Source organism: Rhizobium sp. SRDI969 (assembly GCF_025152725.1).
GTDB lineage: Bacteria > Pseudomonadota > Alphaproteobacteria > Rhizobiales > Rhizobiaceae > Rhizobium > Rhizobium leguminosarum_I.
Genome location: NZ_CP104035.1, coordinates 1,336,510 through 1,355,698 on the forward strand (window position 1 = coordinate 1,336,510; position 19,189 = coordinate 1,355,698).

A 19,189-nucleotide genomic window follows, 5' to 3' on the forward strand; every position below is an offset into this window, starting at 1 on the left:
ATTTCAGTTCCAATTTCAATCTCGATCCGGAAGGGACATCTGGCAATATCCCGCCAATGCTTCACTGATAGACAGATGGTAAGCGGCGCGGGACTGAAAGGAGACTAAGTATGCGTGTACTCATTGCTGGCCTCATGGCCTCCGTTTTTGCAATTGCGGGCGTCTCGGCAGCTCAGGCGGCCGATGCCGTCGACCAGGTTCCGGAAGCACCGGTCGCCCAGGAAGCTCCGGTCAAGCCGGCTGGCAACTGGGAAGGCTTCTACCTCGGCGGCGCCGGCACCTACAACATGGGTGACTTCGGTTCCGACCGTCACACCTACGGTTTCGGTGGCCAGGTCTTCACCGGCTACAACTGGCAGCAGGGCCAGATCGTTTACGGCGTTGAATCCGATCTCGGCTACAGCGGCGACGATGTCTCCTCAGGCGGCGTCAAGAACAAGTATGGCTGGAACGGCTCCGTCCGTGGCCGCGTCGGTTACGACATGAATCCCTTCCTGCTCTACGGCACAGCTGGTCTTGCCATCGGCGACGTCAAGGTTTCCGACGGTACCTCGGACGAAAGCAAGACGAATTACGGCTATACGGTCGGCGCTGGTGTCGAAGCCTTCGTGACCAACAACATCACGACGCGCTTGGAATATCGCTACACCGACTACCAGAGCAAGGATTACGACCTCGACTCCGGCAGCTTCTCGCGCGGTTACGACGAGAACAGCGTCAAGCTCGGCATCGGCGTCAAGTTCTAAGCGAGTTGAATATTCGAACATGGAAAAGCCGGGCACGTCGCCCGGCTTTTTGCTGTGTGCTCGTTGCTCAGACGCTGAGCCCGCTCAGCCCTCAGACTTAAGCTCGCTGTGGGCAGGGAATTTCTTGTCGAACTGCCGCTGCCAGTCGATCAGAGGCGCATGATCGGCTTCCCATTGGTCCTTGAAGCGCAGCTCGAGATAATCGAGCGTCGCGGCCAGCGCGAAATGTCCGCCATTGAGCTTCTTGCCTGTTTTCGGTGGATTGGCGCTGAGATGAGCGAGCCCGCTCGTCGCCTTCTTCCATTGCCGGTCGATCCACGGCTGGTGAATTTTTTCCTCGTCGCGGAAGCGCCGCTCGTAGACGATCGCCAGCAGGCAGTCGCAGATGCCGTCGCACAGCGCCTCGAGGATTTCCGCATCCGTGCGCTTGCCGTTCTTCGAAGGGTAGAGCCCACCCTTCGTCAGCCGGTCGAAATAATGCATGATCGCCACGCTGTCGTATATCGAAATCCCGTCATCGTTCAGAAGCGTCGGGATCTTGCCGAGCGGATTGTTGTCCACCAGGATCGCCGGTCCGGTATTGGTGTCGACCCGGATGGCGTTCAACTCCAGGCCCAGAAAATGCGCGGCCATCCGCACCTTGTTGGAATAGGGTGAAGCGGGCGAACAAAGGAGCTTCATGGGACACCGGATGAGGTTGTAGACTGCGGCACGGACTATCCCTTAAGGCGATTGGCTGGTCAATCGTCCTTGACGGCCTTGTTTTCGCCGCGCAGCCAGAAGGCGCGGTGCGAGGCGAAGCGGTCTTGCGCCAGATGGTCCTTCAATGCGGGCAGCAATTGGTGCAACTCGTCCTTCAGTGTGAAGGGCGGGTTGACGATGACGAGTCCGGAGCCCGTCAGTCCGGTAATGCCGCGGTCGCTGCGAACGGCAAGTTCGGCGCAGAGCATTTTCGGAATGTCGAGCGCCTGTAGCCTCTCGTGGAATTCCTTGATCGGCGCGCCCTTCTTCAGCGGATACCACAGGCAGTAGGTGCCGCCGGGAAAGCGCCGGTAGGCCTTTTCCAGCCCCTCGGCCAGCCGCCGATATTCGTCCTCCTCCTCGAAGGGCGGATCGACGAGCACGATGCCGCGCTTCTCCTTCGGCGGCAGATGTGCGCCGAGCGCCAGCCAGCCGTCGAGCTCGGTGATGCGGGCGTGGTGATCGCCCTCGAACAGCCGGTGCAGCCTGACATAGTCCTCGGGATGCAGTTCCATCGCCGACAGGCGGTCCTGCGGCCGAAACAGCATGCGCGCAAGTTTCGGCGAGCCGGGATAGAAGCGGATGCCGCCTTCAGGATTGAGTTCGCGGATTGCCGAGAGGTAGGGCTCCAGCAGTTCAGAGACCTGAGGGCCGAGCTCTGCCTCCATCAGCTTGCCGATGCCATCGAGCCATTCGCCGGTTTTCTGCGCTTCTTCGGAGGAGAGGTCGTAGAGCCCGATGCCGGCATGCGTGTCGAGCACGCGGAAGCCGCCATCCTTCTTCTGCATGTAGCGGATCAGCCGCGTCAGCACGACATGTTTCAGCACATCGGCAAAGTTGCCCGCGTGATAGATGTGGCGGTAGTTCATTTTTGCTGATGTCCGTATGAATTCGCGTCATGGGAATTTTTGTGGCTTTTGGCCGTGCAAGCCTTGGAATATACAAATGCCATGAACATTGCGACCCCCATCCATGCCAAATCATCCAAGCCGGAAAACAGGGTGGGCCACACGGCCTGCCCGCATGACTGTCCCTCCACCTGTGCGCTGGAGGTCGAGATATCGGAGGATGGCCGCATCGGCCGTGTCCGCGGCGCCAATGACCATTCCTACACGTCGGGTGTCATCTGCGCCAAGGTCGCCCGTTATGCCGAGCGGCTCTACCATTCCGACCGCCTGATGCATCCGCTACGCCGCGCCGGCGCCAAGGGGGCAGGGCAGTGGCAGCAGATTTCCTGGGACGATGCGCTGGATGAGATCGCCGAAGCCTTTGTCAAGTCCGAGGCAAGGGACGGCAGCGAAGCGATCTGGCCCTATTTCTACGCCGGTACCATGGGCTGGGTGCAGCGCGATTCCATCGATCGCCTTCGTCATGCCAAGCGTTACTCCGGCTTCTTCTCCTCGATCTGCACCAACCCCGCCTGGACCGGCTTCACCATGGCGACCGGCACGTTGCGCGGCCCCGATCCGCGCGAGATGGGCCGCACGGATTGCGTCGTCATCTGGGGCACCAACGCGGTCTCCACCCAGGTCAACGTGATGACCCACGCCATCAAGTCGCGCAAGGAGCGCGGCGCGAAGATCGTCGTCATCGACATTTACGACAATCCGACGATGAAGCAGGCCGACATGGCGCTGATCGTTAAGCCGGGCACCGACGCAGCACTCGCCTGCGCCGTCATGCACATCGCCTTCCGCGACGGTTACGCCGACCGTGACTATATGGCGAGATATGCCGATGATCCCGCCGGTCTCGAGGCGCATCTGAAAACCAAGACGCCGCAATGGGCGGCTGCCATCACCGGTCTTTCGGTCGAGGAGATCGAAGCCTTCGCCAGCCTCGTCGGCACGACGAAGAAGACCTTTTTCCGCCTGGGCTATGGCTTCACCCGCCAGCGCAACGGCGCGGTCGCCATGCATGCGGCCGCCTCGATCGCCACCGTTCTCGGCTCCTGGAAATATGAGGGCGGCGGCGCCTTCCATTCGAACAGCGACATCTTCCGCATGAACAATGCGGAACTGACCGGCCGGTCGATGAAGGATGCCGATATCCGCACGCTCGATCAATCCCAGATCGGCCGCGTGCTGACCGGCGATCCGGTGGCGCTGCGTCATCGCGGCCCGGTGACGGCGATGCTGATCCAGAACACCAATCCCGCCAACATCGCGCCCGAGCAGCGCCTCGTCAGACGCGGCTTCGCCCGCGACGATCTCTTCGTCGCGGTCCATGAACAGTTCATGACCGAAACGGCTGAGATCGCCGATATCGTCATTCCCGCGACGATGTTCGTCGAGCACGACGACATCTACCGCGCCGGCGGCCAGAACCATATCCTGCTGGGGCCGAAGCTGGTCGAGCCGCCGCCAACGGTGCGCACCAATCTCTTCGTCATCGAGGAACTGGCAAAACGCCTCGGCGTCGCCGATCGCCCCGGCTTCGGCTTCACCGCCCGCGAGATGGTCGACCGCATTCTGGAATCGAGCGGCCTGCCGGATTACGACCATTTCCTCGAACACAAATGGTTCGATCGTCAGCCCGCTTTCGAGGAGGCGCATTATCTGAACGGCTTTGCCCATCCGGATGGCAAGTTCCATTTCCGCCCGGACTGGATCGATCAGCCGGCGCCGAACAAGCCCCCGGCTTCTATCGGCGCGCTAGGTCCGCATTCCGAGCTTCCGGCCTTCCCCGATCAGGTCGATGTCATCGAAGTCGCCGATCCCGAGCATCCCTTCCGGCTCGCCACGTCGCCGGCGCGCAACTTCCTGAATTCGAGCTTCTCCGAGACCAAGACCTCTCGCCAGAAGGAAGGTCGCCCTGAAGTGATGATCAATCCGGCCGACGCCGAAGCCAATGGCATAGCCGATGGCGATCTTGTGCGCATCGGCAACAGCCGCGGCGATCTGCGCCTCCATGCCCGCATCACCACCGAAGTCAAATCCGGCGTGCTGATCGCCGAGGGGCTCTGGCCGAACAAGGCGCATGTCGACGGCGAGGGCATCAACGTCTTGACCGGTGCCGACCCCGTTGCGCCCTATGGCGGGGCGGCCGTACACGACAACAAGGTCTGGCTTCGCAGGGACGCAGCATGATGCAGCCGAAATCACGCGTGAAGATCGTCAGCGAAGAAATCCTGTCGAATGGGTGGACGCGGCTGAGCAGCTACCTACTCGACTATATCGACCGCAAGGGCGCGACCCAGCGGTTGAAGCGGGAAGTCTATCACCGCACGCCGGCCGCCTGCATCCTGCTTTACGATCCCAAGCGCGACCTCGTCGTTCTCGTCCGCCAATTCCGCCTCGCCGTTCATCTCAACGGCGATCCCAGCTGGATCATCGAGGTGCCTGCCGGCCTTCTCGACGACGACCATCCCGAGGCGGCGATCCGTCGCGAGGCGATGGAGGAGACCGGCTATCGCCTACGCGATGCGCGCTTCCTGTTCAAATCCTATCCCTCGCCGGGCGCCGTCACCGAAGTCGTGCATTTCTTCGCAGCCCTCATCGACATCGCCGACCGCGTGGCGGAAGGCGGCGGCCTGGATGAGGAGCACGAGGATATAGAGGTCCTCGAAATCCCGCTCGACGAAGCGGCGGCGATGATCGAAACCGGCGAGATCTTCGACGTCAAAACGATCGTGCTTCTGCAATGGGCGCTGTTGAACAGGGGAACGCTTTTCTAACCCAGCCCGAAGTGAGACTTTCCGCTGACGCGGCACGTTCCAGTCTGGCGTCCAGCGTCGCAAGCGATACGTTCTCTGCGACCGCAAGCGCCAGATAAGCGGCGTCATAGACCGATAGTTGATATTTTCCGGCAAGTCGCAAGATCGGAAGATGGTCTTCGCTTGAGACAGTGCGCAGCGGCAGGCTGGTGAGTCGCATGAGACAAGCGAGCACATCCTCGTTGGAGATGCGTTTCCGCCGTTCCGCGGTCAACAGGATGTTGCGTATCTCATGCCAGAAGAGATCGGGCACCAAGGCGTCTTCCGTTTCGAGAAACGACAAGGCTTCTTCGGCAGTCCGGCTTTCCTCATCGACAAGCAACCAAGCCGCCGCAACCGAAGCATCAACCACGAACGGCATCAGCGTTGGCCTTCGCGCCGCCAGGCTTGAATTTCGGCCGCGGTTGCTCCGGCGCGTTCTGCCCGTTCGCTGCGGAGCGCACGGATGGCGTCGAGCCTCTGGCGATGGTCATCGATCTTGATCATGCGGGCGACCGCGTTGTTGCCGCGTGATATCACCACATCTTCGCCTGCTTCCACCTTTGTCAGAAGCTCCGAGAGATGCGTTTTTGCCTCCGCCACTTTCACTTTGATCGTCATAGCCACCGTCCATTTGTGTTTAATGTAATGTCACGTCAAAACTTGGTCAACTGATTGGTCAAGTATGGCGAAGCAAGAACGGAAAGAGTAAGAAGTTTGGAAGTTCTTCATGCAGTTGTCACGAAGCAGTTCTATGCGCTGCGGTTTGTCAATCATCGGATGCGGTCAGGAGAAAGCCCATGTGGCTCAGCAATTTCACCCTCGTTCTCCCAAACGAAGTGGTGAGTGAAGGTTCCGTGCGTGTTGAGGATGGTGCCATCGCCGAGATCAGGCCGGAGCCGGTCGCCGGTGCCGCCATCGATGGCGGCGGACGGCTGCTGATGCCCGGATTCGTCGATCTGCACGGCGACATGATCGAACGCGAAATCGCCCCGCGGCCGAACGCGACGATGCCGATCGATTTCGGCATCCACGAACTCGACAAGAAGCTTGCCGCTGCCGGTGTCACGACGGCGTTCGCCGCCGTCTCCTTTGCAACCGAAAGCGTCTACGGTCACGTCCGTTCGCTGGAGACGACATCAGCTGTGATCGAAGGCATCAACCGCCTGCGGGACGATCTGCTGATCGACCACCGCGTCCACGCCCGCTACGAAATCACCAACGTCGGCGCAGCCGCGGCACTCGAGCGCCTGCTGAATGCCGATCAGATCGACATGGTTTCGCTCACCGACCACACGCCGGGCCAGGGCCAGTACAACAACCTCCAAAGCTATATCCTCAGCATTTCCGAGCGCCGCGCCGTCTCCGAGGAAATGGCGGCGGAGATCGTCGCCAAGCGCATCGCCATGCGCAGCAATCCTGACATCGAAGCCAAGCTGAAGGAGATCGTCGCGCTGTCGCTGAAGCACAAGCTGTCGCTTGCCTCGCATGACGATGACAGTGTTGAAAAAGTCGCCGAAATGCACGAACTCGGCGTCACCATCAGCGAGTTTCCGGTCACCGCACCTGCGGCCGAAGAGGCGCGCCGTCGCGGTCTCTGGACGTTGATGGGCGCGCCGAACGCACTCCGCGGCCAGTCGATGTCGGGCAATCTCAGCGCGCTCGATGCTGCGAGGGCCGGTCTGCTGAGCGTCATTGCCGCCGATTATCATCCGGCTGCCTTCGTACCCGGTATCTTCAAGCTTGCCGACATGGTGGAGGGCGGCCTGCCAGCCGCCGTTGCCATGGCGACCGGCAACGCGGCCCGTTCCGCAGGCCTATCGGATCGCGGCGAGATCGCCATCGGCCAACGCGCCGATCTGGTCGTGGTCGAGCCTGGCGACATCAACCGCATCCGCGCCACCTTCCGCGCCGGCCGCTTCGTCTATAGCGACGGCACGCTGCATCCGCTGCGGGCGCTGGCGGCTTAATGCATGTCGCCCAAAACCGCAGTTTTGGGACGACGACATGCATAAAGCAATGAAAGATGGCTGCCCCTCACCCTAGCCCTCTCCCCGTAAACGGGGCGAGGGGACGTGCCATACGACAGGTTGCGGGGAACGGAGGTTGCGACATGGTCCCTTCGCCCCGTTTACGGGGAGAAGGTGGCCGCAGCCGGATGAGCGACTATCTGGGTTGTCAAGTTGCGCATTCGAATTCTCTTCGCGCATCCCGTGCTTTTGCATTGAGAATGACCAGCAGTTTTCGGGCGAGCGCAATGCGGATAACCATTTTCGGCTTGCCAGCGCTCTGCAACCTTTGCCTGAAGGCAGCCAAATGCGGATCGTACCTGGCCGCGGTGGCGGCGACCAGGAACAGGATGCCACGCGGTCCGGAGCGCCCGCCGCGCACCGGCCGGGGTCCGCTGCGTTTGCCGCTATCGTTGGCAATCGGCGCCAGGCCGGCCAGTTTGACGATCGCCTTGTTGGAGATTCGGCCGATTTCGGGCAGTTCGGCCATCAGCCGGGCAACGGTACGGTCCGCCACCCCCTTGATCGAGCGAAAGGCTTGGTTGAGGCAGGCCCAGAGCGGATCGTCGTCGATCATCGAGGCAATCTCGCCCTCAAGGGCGCGGCTCTGGCGCACCAGAAGCGCGATCACTTCGTCGAGGCTTGCCACACTCTGCTGATCGCGGGCAGCACTGCGGCGCTGCCTCTGGACGGTCAGATCGCTGGTGACCTGGGACAGCCGCGTCATCAGCGCCGACAGCCGCAGCTGCGCGGCTTTCGGCGGCGGCAGGGCAGACAGCCGCCTGGCCTCGGCATAATCGGCGATCATCGCCGCATCGATGCGGTCGGTCTTTTCCAGAAACCCCATGGCCTCGGCAAAGCGGCGCACATGGCGCGGATTGGCAAGCGCGCAGGCAATCCCCAACTCCCACAACAGCAGGAAGGCCGAACGCTCGTAGCCGCCCGACGCCTCCATGACGACGAGCTCGACACCCTGCTCCCGGCAGAGCGCAGCCAGCGCACCGATGCCGGCCGCATCGTTGCTGAAACGCTCAAAAACCCCGGACGGGCGGATAAACGCATCCAGCCAGTCCTTCGAAACATCCACTCCACATATAACTCTGTTCACGGTAACCTGCCTTGTGCGTGCGGTTGAAGCCAAGCGACTATTCGGTCGTACGTGACGATGACGAAGATCCCAGGCTCATCCACGGTTGTAACCGGAGGGGGAAACGGGCGACTTCGTCACGCCTCTGGCTGGGTGGCCACCCAGCCAGAGGCTCAATCGCTTCCATCGCACATAAAATCTAACATGCAGATACAAGGGGCGGCCATTCGAACCAGGCGGCAAGCTGGCCGACTTTGTCACCAGTCTGAAGCGCGTCGTGTGGCGATGCGTTTAGGCGCGGTCGCCGATCAGCGAGATGAGTTGAGCTTTGGGTGCTGCGGTCGAGGCCTCCGCCGCACCGACGGCCCTGCCGCCTTCCATCGTAACGCGGCCTTCGGCCAAAAGCCGCAGCGCTTGCGGGTAGATCTGGTGTTCGACGGTGAGCACACGCGCGGCAAGGCTTTCGGCCGTGTCGCCGGAAAGAACAGGGACGGCCGCCTGGCCGATCACCGGCCCCTCATCCATGCCTTCGGTGACGAAATGCACCGTGCAGCCGGCGATGCGCATGCCGGCGTCGATCGCCCGCTGATGGGTATGCAGGCCGGGAAATAGCGGCAGCAGGGAAGGGTGGATGTTGAGCATCCGGCCTTCGTAACGCTGGATGAAGGTCGGCGTCAGCAGCCGCATATAGCCTGCCAGGCAGAGGATGTCGGGCGAAAGTTCATCGAGCGCCGAAAAGATCGCCGCTTCGTGCGCGTCCTTGCTGGCATAGTCCTTGCGGGGAAAGGCAAAGGTGGCAATACCTTCGGCTGCGGCCTTGGCAAGCCCGCCGGCATCCGCCTTGTCGGAGATGACACTGACGATCTCGGCCGGGTAGTCGGCTGCCTTTGCCGCCGCTACCAGCGCCATCATGTTGGAGCCGCTGCCTGATATGAAGACGACGGCGCGTTTGCGCGGCGAGCTCATATGGCAAGCGTGTCCTTGTAGACCGTGCCGGCAGCGCCCTCGTCGCGGGCGATCATGCGGCCGAGCGTGACGACAGTCTCGCCTTCGGCTTCGAGTGCGGCGGAAACCGCTGCAACATTCTCACCGCCGACGACGGCAATCATGCCGACGCCGCAGTTGAAAGTGCGCAGCATTTCCTTGGATTCGACACCGCCCGTCTTGGCGAGCCATGAAAACACTGGGGGGACCTTGACGGCGGCAAGATCGATCTCGGCTGCCAGATGCTTCGGCAACACGCGCGGAATATTTTCCGGGAAGCCGCCGCCGGTGATGTGCGCCAGCGCCTTGATGGCGCCGGTTTCGCGGATCGCCTTCAAAAGCGGCTTCACATAGATGCGGGTCGGCTCGAGCAGCGCTTCGCCGAGCTTCTTGCCTTCGGCGAACGGCGCCGGTGCATCCCAATCGAGACCGGACAATTCGACGATCTTGCGCACCAGCGAGAAACCGTTGGAATGGACGCCGGAGGAGGCAAGGCCGAGGATTACGTCACCCTCGGCAATATCGCCTGATGGCAGGAGCTTGCCGCGTTCGGCAGCACCGACGGCAAAGCCGGCGAGGTCGTAGTCGCCGGAGGAATACATGCCGGGCATTTCGGCCGTCTCGCCGCCGATCAGCGCGCAGCCGGCCTCGCGGCAGCCGGCGGCAATGCCACCGACGATGGCAGCGCCCTGGTCGGGGTCGAGCTTGCCGGTCGCGAAATAATCGAGGAAGAACAGCGGCTCGGCGCCCTGCACCACGAGATCGTTGACGCACATGGCGACGAGGTCGATGCCGACCGTGTCGTGATAGTCGGCGTCGATCGCAATTTTCAGCTTGGTGCCGACACCATCATTGGCGGCGACGAGAACCGGATCGGTAAAGCCTGCCGCCTTGAGATCGAAAAGCCCGCCGAAGCCGCCGATCTCGCCGTCGGCGCCGGGACGGCGGGTCGAGCGCACCGCCGGCTTGATCTTCTCGACGAGGAGGTTGCCGGCATCGATGTCGACGCCCGCATCGCTATATGTCAGGCCGTTTTTCCCAGACTGGCTCATGCTGGTCTCCGATGGCTATTTCAGGCGGCAAACGTGCCGCGTCATCTGCCGGTCGCAATTGCATGACAGGGGCGTTTATGCAAGCGTTGCATGGCAAAAGCCCCCAATTTCCCGCGTCTTTCCTGAGCCTTTTGGGGATTCGGCGCGGCAGGGTTGACCATCTTTGCGCCTGCATCCTATGTGCTGAATGGCCGCTTCGGATCGGATGCGGCGCCAGGCGGCGGCGAGCGACCAACGGGGAAGGCAATGCCACAGCAAGTCAGTGGAAACATTCTCAAGCGTCAGATATTCTTCTGGCTGGCGGTGCTCGTCTTTTTCATCGTCTTTCTTTATGTCTTCAGCTCGATCCTGCTGCCTTTCATTGCCGGCATGGCGATTGCCTATTTCCTCGATCCGGTGGCCGACCGGCTGGAGCGCCTGGGTCTGAGCCGCATGATGGCGACCATCGGCATTCTCGTCGCCTTCGTCATCGTCTTCGCGCTGGCGCTGATGATCCTCATTCCGGTGCTGATCAGCCAGTTCAACGATTTCGCTCAGCGTCTGCCGGGTTATATCAGCCAATTACAGCAGTTCATCGCGCAGGCGCAAAATTCGCTGCTGCCGGACTGGGTCGAGAACCAGATGGGCACGATCAAGGACAATCTCTCGGGCATCCTGTCGGAGGGCATGGGCTTCCTCACCGGGCTCTTTGCGCAGATCTGGAATTCCGGCAAGGCGATCGTCGACGTCATATCGCTGCTCGTGGTCACCCCCGTCGTCGCCTTCTACATCCTGCTCGACTGGGACCGCATGGTTGCCAAGGTCGACCAATGGGTCCCGCGTGATTACGTCCGCGATGTCCGCCAGATCGCCAAGGAGATCGACCAGGCGATTGCCGGTTTCATCCGCGGACAGGGCTCGCTCTGCCTCATCCTCGGCATCTATTATGCCGCCGGCCTCTCTCTCGTCGGGCTGAATTTCGGCCTGCTGATCGGTCTCTTCGCCGGCATGATCAGCTTCATTCCCTATGTCGGCTCGATGGTTGGGCTCGTGCTGGCCGTCGGCGTCGCGCTTGTGCAGTTCTGGCCCGATTATCCGTGGATCGGCCTGGTGCTCGTCGTCTTCTTCAGTGGCCAGTTCCTCGAAGGCAACATTCTGCAGCCGAAGCTGGTCGGCTCGAGCGTCGGCCTGCATCCTGTCTGGCTGATGTTTGCGCTCTTTGCCTTTGGGGCGCTCTTCGGTTTCGTCGGGCTTCTGGTCGCCGTGCCGGCGGCGGCGGCCGTCGGCGTCCTTGTCCGCTTCGCACTTTCACGCTACCTTCAGAGCGATCTTTACTTTGGCGGGTCGCCCAGTAACCGCGCCCGGAAGACGAAGTCAGTTCCTAATGAATGACGTGAAGAACGCTGATCCGAAGCGCAAGGCCGGAGAGCAGCTGCCGCTGGTCTTTTCGCACGATGCCGCAAGCGGGCGTGACGACCTCCTGATCTCGGAGCGTCTCGCCGCCGCCGTTTCGATCGTCGACGCCTGGCCGGCATGGCCATCGCCGGTCGTCGTGCTCGCCGGCCCCGTCGGCTCGGGAAAATCGCATCTCGCCCGCATCTGGCGGGAATTGAGCGAGGCGGTGAGCATCCATCCCGAGCTTGGCTCGGATGCCGCGGTTGCCGCCGCCGCCGGGCCGGTGCTGTTCGAGGACGCCGACCGTCTTGGTTTCGACGACAACGCGCTCTTTCACGTCATTAACAGCGTCCGCGAAAATGGCACCAGCCTGTTGATCACCAGCCGTCTCTGGCCGATGTCGTGGCCAGTTTTGCTGCCCGATCTGCGCTCGCGCCTGAAAGCAGCGACCGTCGTCGAGATCGGCGAACCCGATGAGGCGCTGTTGTCGCAGGTGATCGTCAAGCTCTTCGCCGACCGGCAGCTTTATATAGATGACAAACTCGTGCTCTATATCGTCAACCGGATGGAGCGGTCGCTGAACGCGGCCCAGACGATCGTCGAAAGGCTTGACCGGCTGGCCCTGTCGCGGGGCACGAAAATCACCCGGTCTCTTGCTGCCGAAGTATTGAATGAATTGGGAAATTCGGAACCAGCCGATTGACTGTCACAGTTCCGTCGTCAAACTGATATAATTGCCTTTGGCGATTGAAAACGGGGTAAGCGGACCATGGACAGCGCAGTCGCAGAACATCAGGAACTCACTCCGGAAATCAACGACAACACCCCCCCGCTGGAAGAGCTGCTCAAGAGCCCCGAGCGCTTCATCAATCGAGAATTCTCCTGGCTGCAGTTCAATCGCCGTGTCCTGGAAGAAACGTTGAATACCGAGCATCCGCTGCTCGAGCGCGTCCGTTTCCTGTCGATTTCGGCCGCCAACCTCGATGAATTCTTCATGGTGCGTGTCGCCGGCCTCGAGGGCCAGGTACGCCAGAATATCGCCATCCGCAGCCCCGACGGCAAGACGCCGGCCGAGCAGCTCGATTCGATCCTGCAGGAGATCGACCATCTGCAGATGGAGCAGCAGGCCTCGCTCGCGGTGCTGCAACAATATCTCGCCAAGGAAGACATCTTGATCGTGCGCCCCGGCGCCTTGAGCGATGGCGACCGCCAGTGGCTGGCCGCCGAATTCGAACAGGCGATCTTCCCTGTTTTGACGCCGCTATCGATCGATCCGGCCCATCCGTTCCCCTTCATCCCGAATCTCGGCTTCTCGATCGGTCTGCAGCTCGTCAGCAAGAATGGCCGCGAGCCGATGACGGCGCTGCTGCGCCTGCCGGTGGCGCTCGACCGCTTCGTCCGCCTGCCGGATGATGGAAACACGATCCGCTACATCACGCTGGAAGATGTCGCCAACATCTTCATCCACCGGCTCTACCCGGGTTACGAGGTGCAGGGCTCCGGTACGTTCCGCGTCATCCGCGACAGCGATATCGAAGTCGAGGAAGAGGCCGAGGATCTCGTCCGCTTCTTCGAAACGGCGCTGAAGCGCCGCCGTCGCGGCAAGGTCATCCGCATCGAGACCGACTCGGAAATGCCGGCCTCGCTGCGCCAGTTCGTCGTCCAGGCGCTGAGTATCCCCGACAACCGCGTCGCCGTTCTGCCGGGTCTTCTGGCGCTGAACACGCTGTCGGAGATTGCCAAGGCGCCGCGCGACGATCTCAGGTTTGCCCCCTACAATGCGCGATTTCCCGAGCGCGTCCGCGAACATGCCGGCGACTGCTTCGCAGCCATCCGCGAAAAGGACATGGTTGTCCATCACCCCTACGAATCTTTCGACGTGGTGGTCCAGTTTCTTCTCCAGGCTGCGCGCGATCCTGACGTCCTGGCGATAAAGCAGACGCTTTACCGCACCTCCAACGACAGCCCGATCGTTCGCGCGCTGATCGATGCCGCCGAAGCCGGCAAGTCGGTGACGGCGCTGGTCGAGCTCAAGGCCCGCTTCGACGAAGAGGCGAACATCCGTTGGGCGCGCGACCTCGAACGTGCCGGCGTCCAGGTCGTCTTCGGTTTCATCGAGCTCAAGACCCACGCCAAGATGTCGCTGGTCGTCCGTCGCGAGGATGGCAAACTGCGCACCTATTGCCATCTTGGCACCGGCAACTATCACCCGATCACCGCGAAGATCTATACCGATCTATCCTACTTCACCTGCAATCCTGTCATCGCCCACGACATGGCGAACATCTTCAACTTCATCACCGGCTATGGTGAGCCGGAACAGGGTATGCAGCTCGCGATCTCGCCCTATACGATGCGCTCGCGCATCCTGCGTCACATCGAGGAAGAGGTCCAGCATGCCAGGAACGGCACGCCGGCAGCGATCTGGATGAAGATGAATTCGCTTGTCGATCCTGACATCATCGATGCGCTCTATCGCGCCAGCCATGCCGGCGTCGAGATCGATCTCGTCGTGCGCGGCATCTGCTGCCTGCGTCCGCAGGTGCCCGGCCTTTCGGAAAAGATTCGCGTCAAGTCGATTGTCGGACGCTTCCTCGAACACAGCCGCATCTTCTGCTTCGGCAACGGCCACGGCCTGCCGTCCGACAAGGCGCTGGTTTACATCGGCTCGGCCGACATGATGCCGCGAAACCTCGATCGCCGTGTGGAAACGATGGTTCCATTGACGAATCCGACGGTTCACGAGCAGGTCTTGTCACAGATTATGCTCGGCAACGTGATTGACAATCAACAAAGCTACGAGATATTGCCCGACGGTACGTCGCGACGCATGGAAGTGCGCAGGGGCGAAGAACCGTTCAATGCGCAGCAATATTTCATGACCAATCCGAGCCTGTCAGGCCGTGGTGAAGCTCTGAAGTCCAGTGCGCCGAAGCTGATCGCCGGCCTGCTCGAAGGCCGCAACAACAAGTAAAACTGGACCTAAATGGTTGAATCTGAAGCCCAGGGGCGCCTTCCGGGGATCGCCCCGGTCTCCGTCGTCGATATTGGATCGAATTCCATTCGTCTTGTCGTCTACGAAGGCATGTCCCGTTCGCCAACCGTCCTCTTCAACGAAAAGGTCCTCTGCGGCCTGGGCAAAGGCGTCGCCCTTACCGGCAAGATGGACGAAGACAGTGTCGGCCGGGCTCTGGCGGCGCTGCACCGTTTCAAGGCTCTGTCAGATCAGGCGCGCGCCGCCACCATGTATGTGCTGGCGACGGCGGCCGCGCGCGAGGCGAGCAACGGTCCTGATTTCATCCATCAGGCGGAAACCATCCTTAACCGCAAGGTCCGCGTGCTCTCGGGCGAGGAGGAGGCAAAATTCGCCTCGCTCGGCATCATCAGCGGTTTCTATAATCCTGATGGCATTGCCGGCGATCTCGGCGGCGGCTCGCTGGAGTTGATCGATATCAAGGGCAAAGAGGTCGGCAAGGGCATCACGCTGCCGCTCGGCGGCCTGCGCCTGTCGGAATATGCCGGCGGCTCGCTTTCCAAGGCCCAGACCTTTGCCCGCAAGCAGCTGAAGACGGCAAAACTGTTGTCGAAAGGCGAGGGGCGCACCTTCTACGCCGTCGGCGGCACCTGGCGAAACATCGCCAAGCTGCACATGGAAATCACCCATTATCCGCTGCACATGATGCAGGGTTATGAAGTGCCGCTCGAAGGAATGATGCAGTTCCTCGACCAGGTGGTTGCCGCGCGCGATTCCAGGGAGCCGGCGCTGCAGGCCGTTTCCAAGCACCGCCGGTCGCTGCTGCCCTTCGGCGCCGTCGCCATGAAGGAAGTGCTGAGCGCGATGAAGCCGTCGTTGATTTCCTTCTCGGCGCAGGGTGTGCGCGAGGGATATCTTTATTCGCTGCTGTCGGAGGCCGAGCGCCGCCTGGATCCGTTGCTTGCCGCCGCCGGAGAACTGGCGATCCTGCGTGCCCGTTCGCCGGAGCATGCGCGCGAGCTGGCGGAATGGACAGGCCGCATGATGCCCCTCTTCGGCATCCAGGAAACCGAAGAGGAAAGCCGCTACCGTCAGGCCGCCTGTCTGCTTGCCGATATCAGCTGGCGCGCTCATCCTGACTATCGCGGCCTGCAGGCGCTGAACGTCATCGCCCACTCTTCCTTCGTCGGCATCAGTCATCCCGGCCGCGCCTTCATCGCGCTTTCCAACTATTACCGTTTTGAAGGCCTGCATGACGACGGCGCCACCGGTCCGCTGGCGCAGATCGCCACGCCCCAGCTCGTCGAGCGCGCCAAGCTGCTCGGCGGCATGCTGCGCGTCGTCTACCTCTTCTCGGCTTCGATGCCCGGCATCGTCAAGAACCTGACCTTCCGCAAATCATCGAGCCCAGACCTCGACCTCGAATTCGTCGTGCCTCCCGAATATCGCGATTTCGCCGGCGAACGCCTGGACGGCCGCCTGCAGCAGCTGTCGAGGCTGACGAACAAGCGGTTGGCATTTCGGTTCGAATAGGTTTGATTTGCGACCGTTGTGCCGGACCAGCCCCCTCTGCCCTGCCGGGCATCTCCCCCACAGGTGGGGAGAGCACAAGTGGCATGACCTTCCCGCATCTTGAACGTCAAGCCGAGCTGAGCCGCTGTTGTTTTGGCGAGTCGTTGCGCCCAGCCAATCTCCCCAGCTGTGGGGGAGATGCCCGGCAGGACAGAGGGGGGCACACACGGCACAGCGTCAACAAAAAGGCGGCGCCCACGCACCGCCCTCTATCTCATATCAACCCAAACTACTTCGCGTTCAGGAACTCGCCGACTTCGAGCAGGCTGAACTCGTTATTGTCGGCCTTGTCGACGGCGCGGCCGGCCGAGAAGGGCAGGTTGTTGTCGTTGCCGATGATGATGTGCGTGGCGTCGACGCGGTCGACGTTTTCGATCGTCACGAACGGCATGTCGTAGACGCCGTCCTTGCCGCCGGCCTTCTTCTTGTTGTCGGGGTCCTGGATGTTCAGCAGGTCGATATAGCCGATCTTGCGGACGGCCTTGTCGACATTGGCGTCGTTGAATTCGATCTTGTAGACCCGCTTCAGCACGGCCGGAGCTTCGAAGCAATCCGGCTTCGGCTGCTTCGGATCGGCGCAGGCCTTGTCCGTTGTGCCAGCACCGTTATCGCGCTCGATGACGAGAGCGGTCGCCTCGTCGAGCATGTTGAAGTCGCCGATCGAGACACCCTTGTCTTCGAACGGATAGAGCCAGCTGCGGCCGGTCCACTTCTTGGAGGCGACATCGAACTCGATGACGCGGACGGCAGTGTGCCCATCGTTGGTTTCCACCGTGCCGTCATCCTTGTAGATGGCGCCTTCGAGCAGGCCGTAGAGCTTGGCGCCGTCCTTCGACATGGCGAGGCCTTCGAAGCCGCCGGAGCGCTTCAGATTGAAGACCGGCATCTTGGCGGCCGGGTTTGATGGAACCGAGAGAAGCGGATTGTCGGGCGAAAGCACCGGCTTGCCGTCGAGCGTCGTCGGAATGACGTCGGTCAGGCGGCCTGACGTGTCGAACTTCAGGATGTAGGGACCGAATTCGTCTCCGAGCCAGAAGCCGTCGGCAACCGGCTGGATCGATTCGATGTCGAAGTCGGCGCCGGTGAGATAACGCGTGTCGCTGCCTTCAAGCACGATCGGGAACGGGGCGATCTTATTGGGGTCGGAAAGGAAGAGGTTCTTGACGACTTCAGCCTTGTTGCCGGCCCAGTCGAACTTCATCTGGTGCAGGAAGAGCATGGAATCCGACGAGTTGGACTTCGAGCCGAAGCCGTTGTCGGAGAGTGTCCAGAAGGTGCCGTCGGCCATCGTCTTGACGCCCGAGAAACCCTGGATCGGCTGGCCGTCGAAGGGAAGCTTCAGATCGGTTATGCGGGCGCCGTCCTTGCCGGGAACGGTGCCGAGCGCTTCGGCACGCTTGCGGTCCGGCGTCGTAAACTTGCCGGAATGCTTGAGGAATTCGGGGGCATCGGCCAGTGCCGGAACCATGGTGTTGGCAGGCAGGATCGCCTGGCCGGCGAGCTTGGCCGGGAACTGCTGCTGGTCGGCCGATGCGGAGCCTGCGACCAAGATGAAAAGCGATACGGAAGCAAAAAGGACGTTCTTCATAATATCCCCGTGGAACGGATTGCAAAGGCCTTCCGCTTAGCAGGGCTTCCGTGTCAGCGAATTGACGGTTGGGTGAAGCTTTGGTGACGTACTACAGCGTCGCGCGTCTTTCTCAGACGCGCAAAGGACGCTGTAACACTTTGAATTTACGCATCAGCCGTGCAGAACGACCGCCGGCGTGTTCAGCACGGTGACCGCGCGCGAGGTAAGCGCCATGACGCCGAGCGCCTGGCCGCGTCCCTTCACAGCATGGGTGCCGAGATCCTCGCAGGTGATGTCGTCGGGAAAATTCATGCGCCGGGCAAGTTCGCTGGAGATCAGAACCGATCGGTTCAGACTGCGGCAGAGTGTCTCCAGCCGGGCGGTGGTGTTCACCGTATCGCCGAAATAGCTGATCTTGTGATGGTCGACGCCGATTTCGGCGGTGATGATCTCGCCGCCGTGAAGGGCGGCACGGAGCTTTGGCACCTGCCCGTAATTTTTCCGCCAGCCGGCGGCATTGGCTTCGATGTCGGCAAGGATATCGAAAATGCAACGCACACAACGCGCCTCCTTGACGCCGCGGGCAAGCGGCCAGGTGATGATCGCCGCATCGCCAACATAGTCGTTGATCATGCCCTTGTGGCGCCTGACGGGCTCGGCGAAGGTCGCAAACAGCGAGTTCAGCAGCTGTTGCGCCCTGAGGTCGCCATGCTTCTCGGCAAAAGCCGTCGAATCGACGAGGTCGATGAACAGGAAGACGCGCTCTTCCTTGACCGGATTGCGGTAGCGGCTGATGAGCATGCTGAGGAAGACTTCACGACCAAGCAGTTCTCGCACGCGCAAGACGAAGATCAGCATCGTGCAGACCGCAAGCGCATATAGGAACACCTCGAACGGCATGATGATGAGGTCGAGGAGCGACGCCGGCTTCAGCATGCCGAGCGACCAGAGCAACAGGCCGGCGCAGGCAAAGCCGATACTCATCAGGATCTCATAGATCACCAGTTCGGTGATGATGAAGGCGAAGGTCGGCAGCTTCTGGATGCGTCTATAGAGCGCCCGAAATAGCACCTTGCGCTCGAAGGCGAGAATCGGCATGCCGATGAACAGCGCGAAGATCGCCCCGATAACCGGCGTCTGATTGGAGTAGAACATCAGATCATAGACGACGCCGCTGGCCGCGAGGACGATCGCGATGAGGATCCAATTCTGTGTCGGAGATATTTCCCGCATGCCGCCTCTGCGCCGTGAGTTTTCCCGGCCATTGTTTCAGGCCGGAAAAAACCGTCAAGCGAATTCGAAACTACTGCGTCCTTAGCGTGTCTTTTCGAGAGCCGCTAAAGGACGCCGTAGCACTTTGAATTGCCGCACAATTTATCCTCAAAT

Annotated in this window: 17 protein-coding genes; 8 read left to right on the forward strand and 9 right to left on the reverse strand. The window is 61.3% G+C overall.

Annotated elements, in window-relative coordinates; genetic code table 11:
* Positions 1–110: 110 nt before the first annotated feature.
* On the forward strand, positions 111–746 hold the full coding sequence (locus tag N2A41_RS06765) for an outer membrane protein (protein WP_017963745.1): 636 nt from the start codon (positions 111–113) through the stop codon (positions 744–746).
* 84 nt (positions 747–830) lie between these two features.
* Here N2A41_RS06765 and N2A41_RS06770 read toward each other — a convergent pair whose 3' ends face one another.
* Both N2A41_RS06770 and N2A41_RS06775 read right to left on the reverse strand, forming a co-directional pair.
* A complete protein-coding gene (locus tag N2A41_RS06770) occupies positions 831–1,427 on the reverse strand; it encodes a glutathione S-transferase (protein WP_170261213.1) in 597 nt (198 codons plus the stop codon).
* 59 nt (positions 1,428–1,486) lie between these two features.
* Positions 1,487–2,356: a 23S rRNA (adenine(2030)-N(6))-methyltransferase RlmJ gene (locus N2A41_RS06775; protein WP_260110573.1), complete on the reverse strand. Its 870-nt coding sequence runs from the start codon at positions 2,354–2,356 to the stop codon at positions 1,487–1,489.
* An 81-nt stretch (positions 2,357–2,437) separates the two neighbouring features.
* Between N2A41_RS06775 and N2A41_RS06780 the strand changes: the two genes are divergently transcribed.
* The gene (locus tag N2A41_RS06780; RefSeq protein ID WP_260110574.1) at positions 2,438–4,576 is read left to right on the forward strand and encodes a molybdopterin-containing oxidoreductase family protein; all 2,139 of its coding nucleotides are present in this window, start codon (positions 2,438–2,440) and stop codon (positions 4,574–4,576) included.
* Positions 4,573–5,163, forward strand: coding sequence for an NUDIX domain-containing protein (locus N2A41_RS06785; RefSeq protein WP_260110575.1), 591 nt, complete (start codon positions 4,573–4,575; stop codon positions 5,161–5,163). The genes N2A41_RS06780 and N2A41_RS06785 overlap by 4 nt, the downstream gene beginning before the upstream one ends.
* Here the strand turns inward: N2A41_RS06785 and N2A41_RS06790 are convergent.
* Complete coding sequence (locus N2A41_RS06790) at positions 5,108–5,563, reverse strand: type II toxin-antitoxin system VapC family toxin (RefSeq protein WP_260110576.1); 456 nt, start codon at positions 5,561–5,563, stop codon at positions 5,108–5,110. The genes N2A41_RS06785 and N2A41_RS06790 overlap by 56 nt on opposite strands.
* Positions 5,563–5,802 (reverse strand): type II toxin-antitoxin system Phd/YefM family antitoxin, encoded by a 240-nt coding sequence (locus N2A41_RS06795; protein ID WP_017963751.1) that lies wholly within the window; start codon positions 5,800–5,802, stop codon positions 5,563–5,565. The genes N2A41_RS06790 and N2A41_RS06795 overlap by 1 nt, the downstream gene beginning before the upstream one ends.
* Before the next feature lie 179 nt (positions 5,803–5,981).
* Here N2A41_RS06795 and N2A41_RS06800 point away from each other — a divergent pair, with 179 nt between their 5' ends.
* A complete protein-coding gene (locus N2A41_RS06800; protein WP_260110577.1) occupies positions 5,982–7,151 on the forward strand; it encodes an alpha-D-ribose 1-methylphosphonate 5-triphosphate diphosphatase in 1,170 nt (389 codons plus the stop codon).
* A gap of 208 nt (positions 7,152–7,359) precedes the next feature.
* Here the strand turns inward: N2A41_RS06800 and N2A41_RS06805 are convergent, their stop codons facing one another.
* The 3 genes from N2A41_RS06805 to purM all read right to left on the reverse strand — a co-directional run bounded on the left by N2A41_RS06805 (position 7,360) and on the right by purM (position 10,313).
* Positions 7,360–8,298 carry an IS110 family transposase gene (locus N2A41_RS06805; protein WP_260110578.1) on the reverse strand — a complete coding sequence of 313 codons (939 nt, stop codon included), beginning with the start codon at positions 8,296–8,298 and terminating at the stop codon, positions 7,360–7,362.
* Between the two features lie 270 nt (positions 8,299–8,568).
* Complete coding sequence (purN, locus tag N2A41_RS06810) at positions 8,569–9,243, reverse strand: phosphoribosylglycinamide formyltransferase (RefSeq protein WP_260110580.1); 675 nt, start codon at positions 9,241–9,243, stop codon at positions 8,569–8,571.
* Positions 9,240–10,313, reverse strand: a complete 1,074-nt coding sequence (purM, locus tag N2A41_RS06815; protein WP_260110581.1) for a phosphoribosylformylglycinamidine cyclo-ligase — start codon at positions 10,311–10,313, stop codon at positions 9,240–9,242. The genes purN and purM overlap by 4 nt, the downstream gene beginning before the upstream one ends.
* A gap of 246 nt (positions 10,314–10,559) precedes the next feature.
* Between purM and N2A41_RS06820 the strand changes: the two genes are divergently transcribed.
* The 4 genes from N2A41_RS06820 (at position 10,560) to ppx (ending at position 16,194) form a co-directional block, all read left to right on the forward strand.
* Positions 10,560–11,684 (forward strand): AI-2E family transporter, encoded by a 1,125-nt coding sequence (locus N2A41_RS06820; RefSeq protein WP_026154094.1) that lies wholly within the window; start codon positions 10,560–10,562, stop codon positions 11,682–11,684.
* Positions 11,677–12,390 (forward strand): DnaA regulatory inactivator HdaA, encoded by a 714-nt coding sequence (gene hdaA / locus N2A41_RS06825; RefSeq protein ID WP_260110582.1) that lies wholly within the window; start codon positions 11,677–11,679, stop codon positions 12,388–12,390. The genes N2A41_RS06820 and hdaA overlap by 8 nt, the downstream gene beginning before the upstream one ends.
* A gap of 108 nt (positions 12,391–12,498) precedes the next feature.
* Positions 12,499–14,661 carry an RNA degradosome polyphosphate kinase gene (locus tag N2A41_RS06830; protein WP_441005718.1) on the forward strand — a complete coding sequence of 721 codons (2,163 nt, stop codon included), beginning with the start codon at positions 12,499–12,501 and terminating at the stop codon, positions 14,659–14,661.
* Between the two features lie 12 nt (positions 14,662–14,673).
* A complete protein-coding gene (ppx, locus tag N2A41_RS06835; protein WP_260058033.1) occupies positions 14,674–16,194 on the forward strand; it encodes an exopolyphosphatase in 1,521 nt (506 codons plus the stop codon).
* Positions 16,195–16,462: 268 nt separating this feature from the next.
* Here the strand turns inward: ppx and N2A41_RS06840 are convergent, their stop codons facing one another.
* Together N2A41_RS06840 and N2A41_RS06845 are read right to left on the reverse strand one after the other, a co-directional pair.
* Positions 16,463–17,821: an esterase-like activity of phytase family protein gene (locus tag N2A41_RS06840; protein WP_260110584.1), complete on the reverse strand. Its 1,359-nt coding sequence runs from the start codon at positions 17,819–17,821 to the stop codon at positions 16,463–16,465.
* Positions 17,822–17,974: 153 nt separating this feature from the next.
* Positions 17,975–19,036 (reverse strand): adenylate/guanylate cyclase domain-containing protein, encoded by a 1,062-nt coding sequence (locus N2A41_RS06845; RefSeq protein ID WP_260110585.1) that lies wholly within the window; start codon positions 19,034–19,036, stop codon positions 17,975–17,977.
* Positions 19,037–19,189 lie beyond the last annotated feature (153 nt).

Bases quoted from the DNA above. Each gene is read 5' to 3' on its own strand.
- N2A41_RS06840 (WP_260110584.1), bottom strand. From the start codon at position 17,821: ATGAAGAACGTCCTTTTTGCTTCCGTATCGCTTTTCATCTTGGTCGCA.
- N2A41_RS06770 (WP_170261213.1), bottom strand. From the start codon at position 1,427: ATGAAGCTCCTTTGTTCGCCCGCTTCACCCTATTCCAACAAGGTGCGG.
- purN (WP_260110580.1), bottom strand. From the start codon at position 9,243: ATGAGCTCGCCGCGCAAACGCGCCGTCGTCTTCATATCAGGCAGCGGC.
- N2A41_RS06785 (WP_260110575.1), top strand. From the start codon at position 4,573: ATGATGCAGCCGAAATCACGCGTGAAGATCGTCAGCGAAGAAATCCTG.
- N2A41_RS06765 (WP_017963745.1), top strand. From the start codon at position 111: ATGCGTGTACTCATTGCTGGCCTCATGGCCTCCGTTTTTGCAATTGCG.
- N2A41_RS06795 (WP_017963751.1), bottom strand. From the start codon at position 5,802: ATGACGATCAAAGTGAAAGTGGCGGAGGCAAAAACGCATCTCTCGGAG.
- N2A41_RS06790 (WP_260110576.1), bottom strand. From the start codon at position 5,563: ATGCCGTTCGTGGTTGATGCTTCGGTTGCGGCGGCTTGGTTGCTTGTC.
- hdaA (WP_260110582.1), top strand. From the start codon at position 11,677: ATGAATGACGTGAAGAACGCTGATCCGAAGCGCAAGGCCGGAGAGCAG.
- N2A41_RS06800 (WP_260110577.1), top strand. From the start codon at position 5,982: ATGTGGCTCAGCAATTTCACCCTCGTTCTCCCAAACGAAGTGGTGAGT.
- N2A41_RS06820 (WP_026154094.1), top strand. From the start codon at position 10,560: ATGCCACAGCAAGTCAGTGGAAACATTCTCAAGCGTCAGATATTCTTC.
- ppx (WP_260058033.1), top strand. From the start codon at position 14,674: ATGGTTGAATCTGAAGCCCAGGGGCGCCTTCCGGGGATCGCCCCGGTC.
- N2A41_RS06780 (WP_260110574.1), top strand. From the start codon at position 2,438: ATGAACATTGCGACCCCCATCCATGCCAAATCATCCAAGCCGGAAAAC.
- purM (WP_260110581.1), bottom strand. From the start codon at position 10,313: ATGAGCCAGTCTGGGAAAAACGGCCTGACATATAGCGATGCGGGCGTC.
- N2A41_RS06845 (WP_260110585.1), bottom strand. From the start codon at position 19,036: ATGCGGGAAATATCTCCGACACAGAATTGGATCCTCATCGCGATCGTC.
- N2A41_RS06775 (WP_260110573.1), bottom strand. From the start codon at position 2,356: ATGAACTACCGCCACATCTATCACGCGGGCAACTTTGCCGATGTGCTG.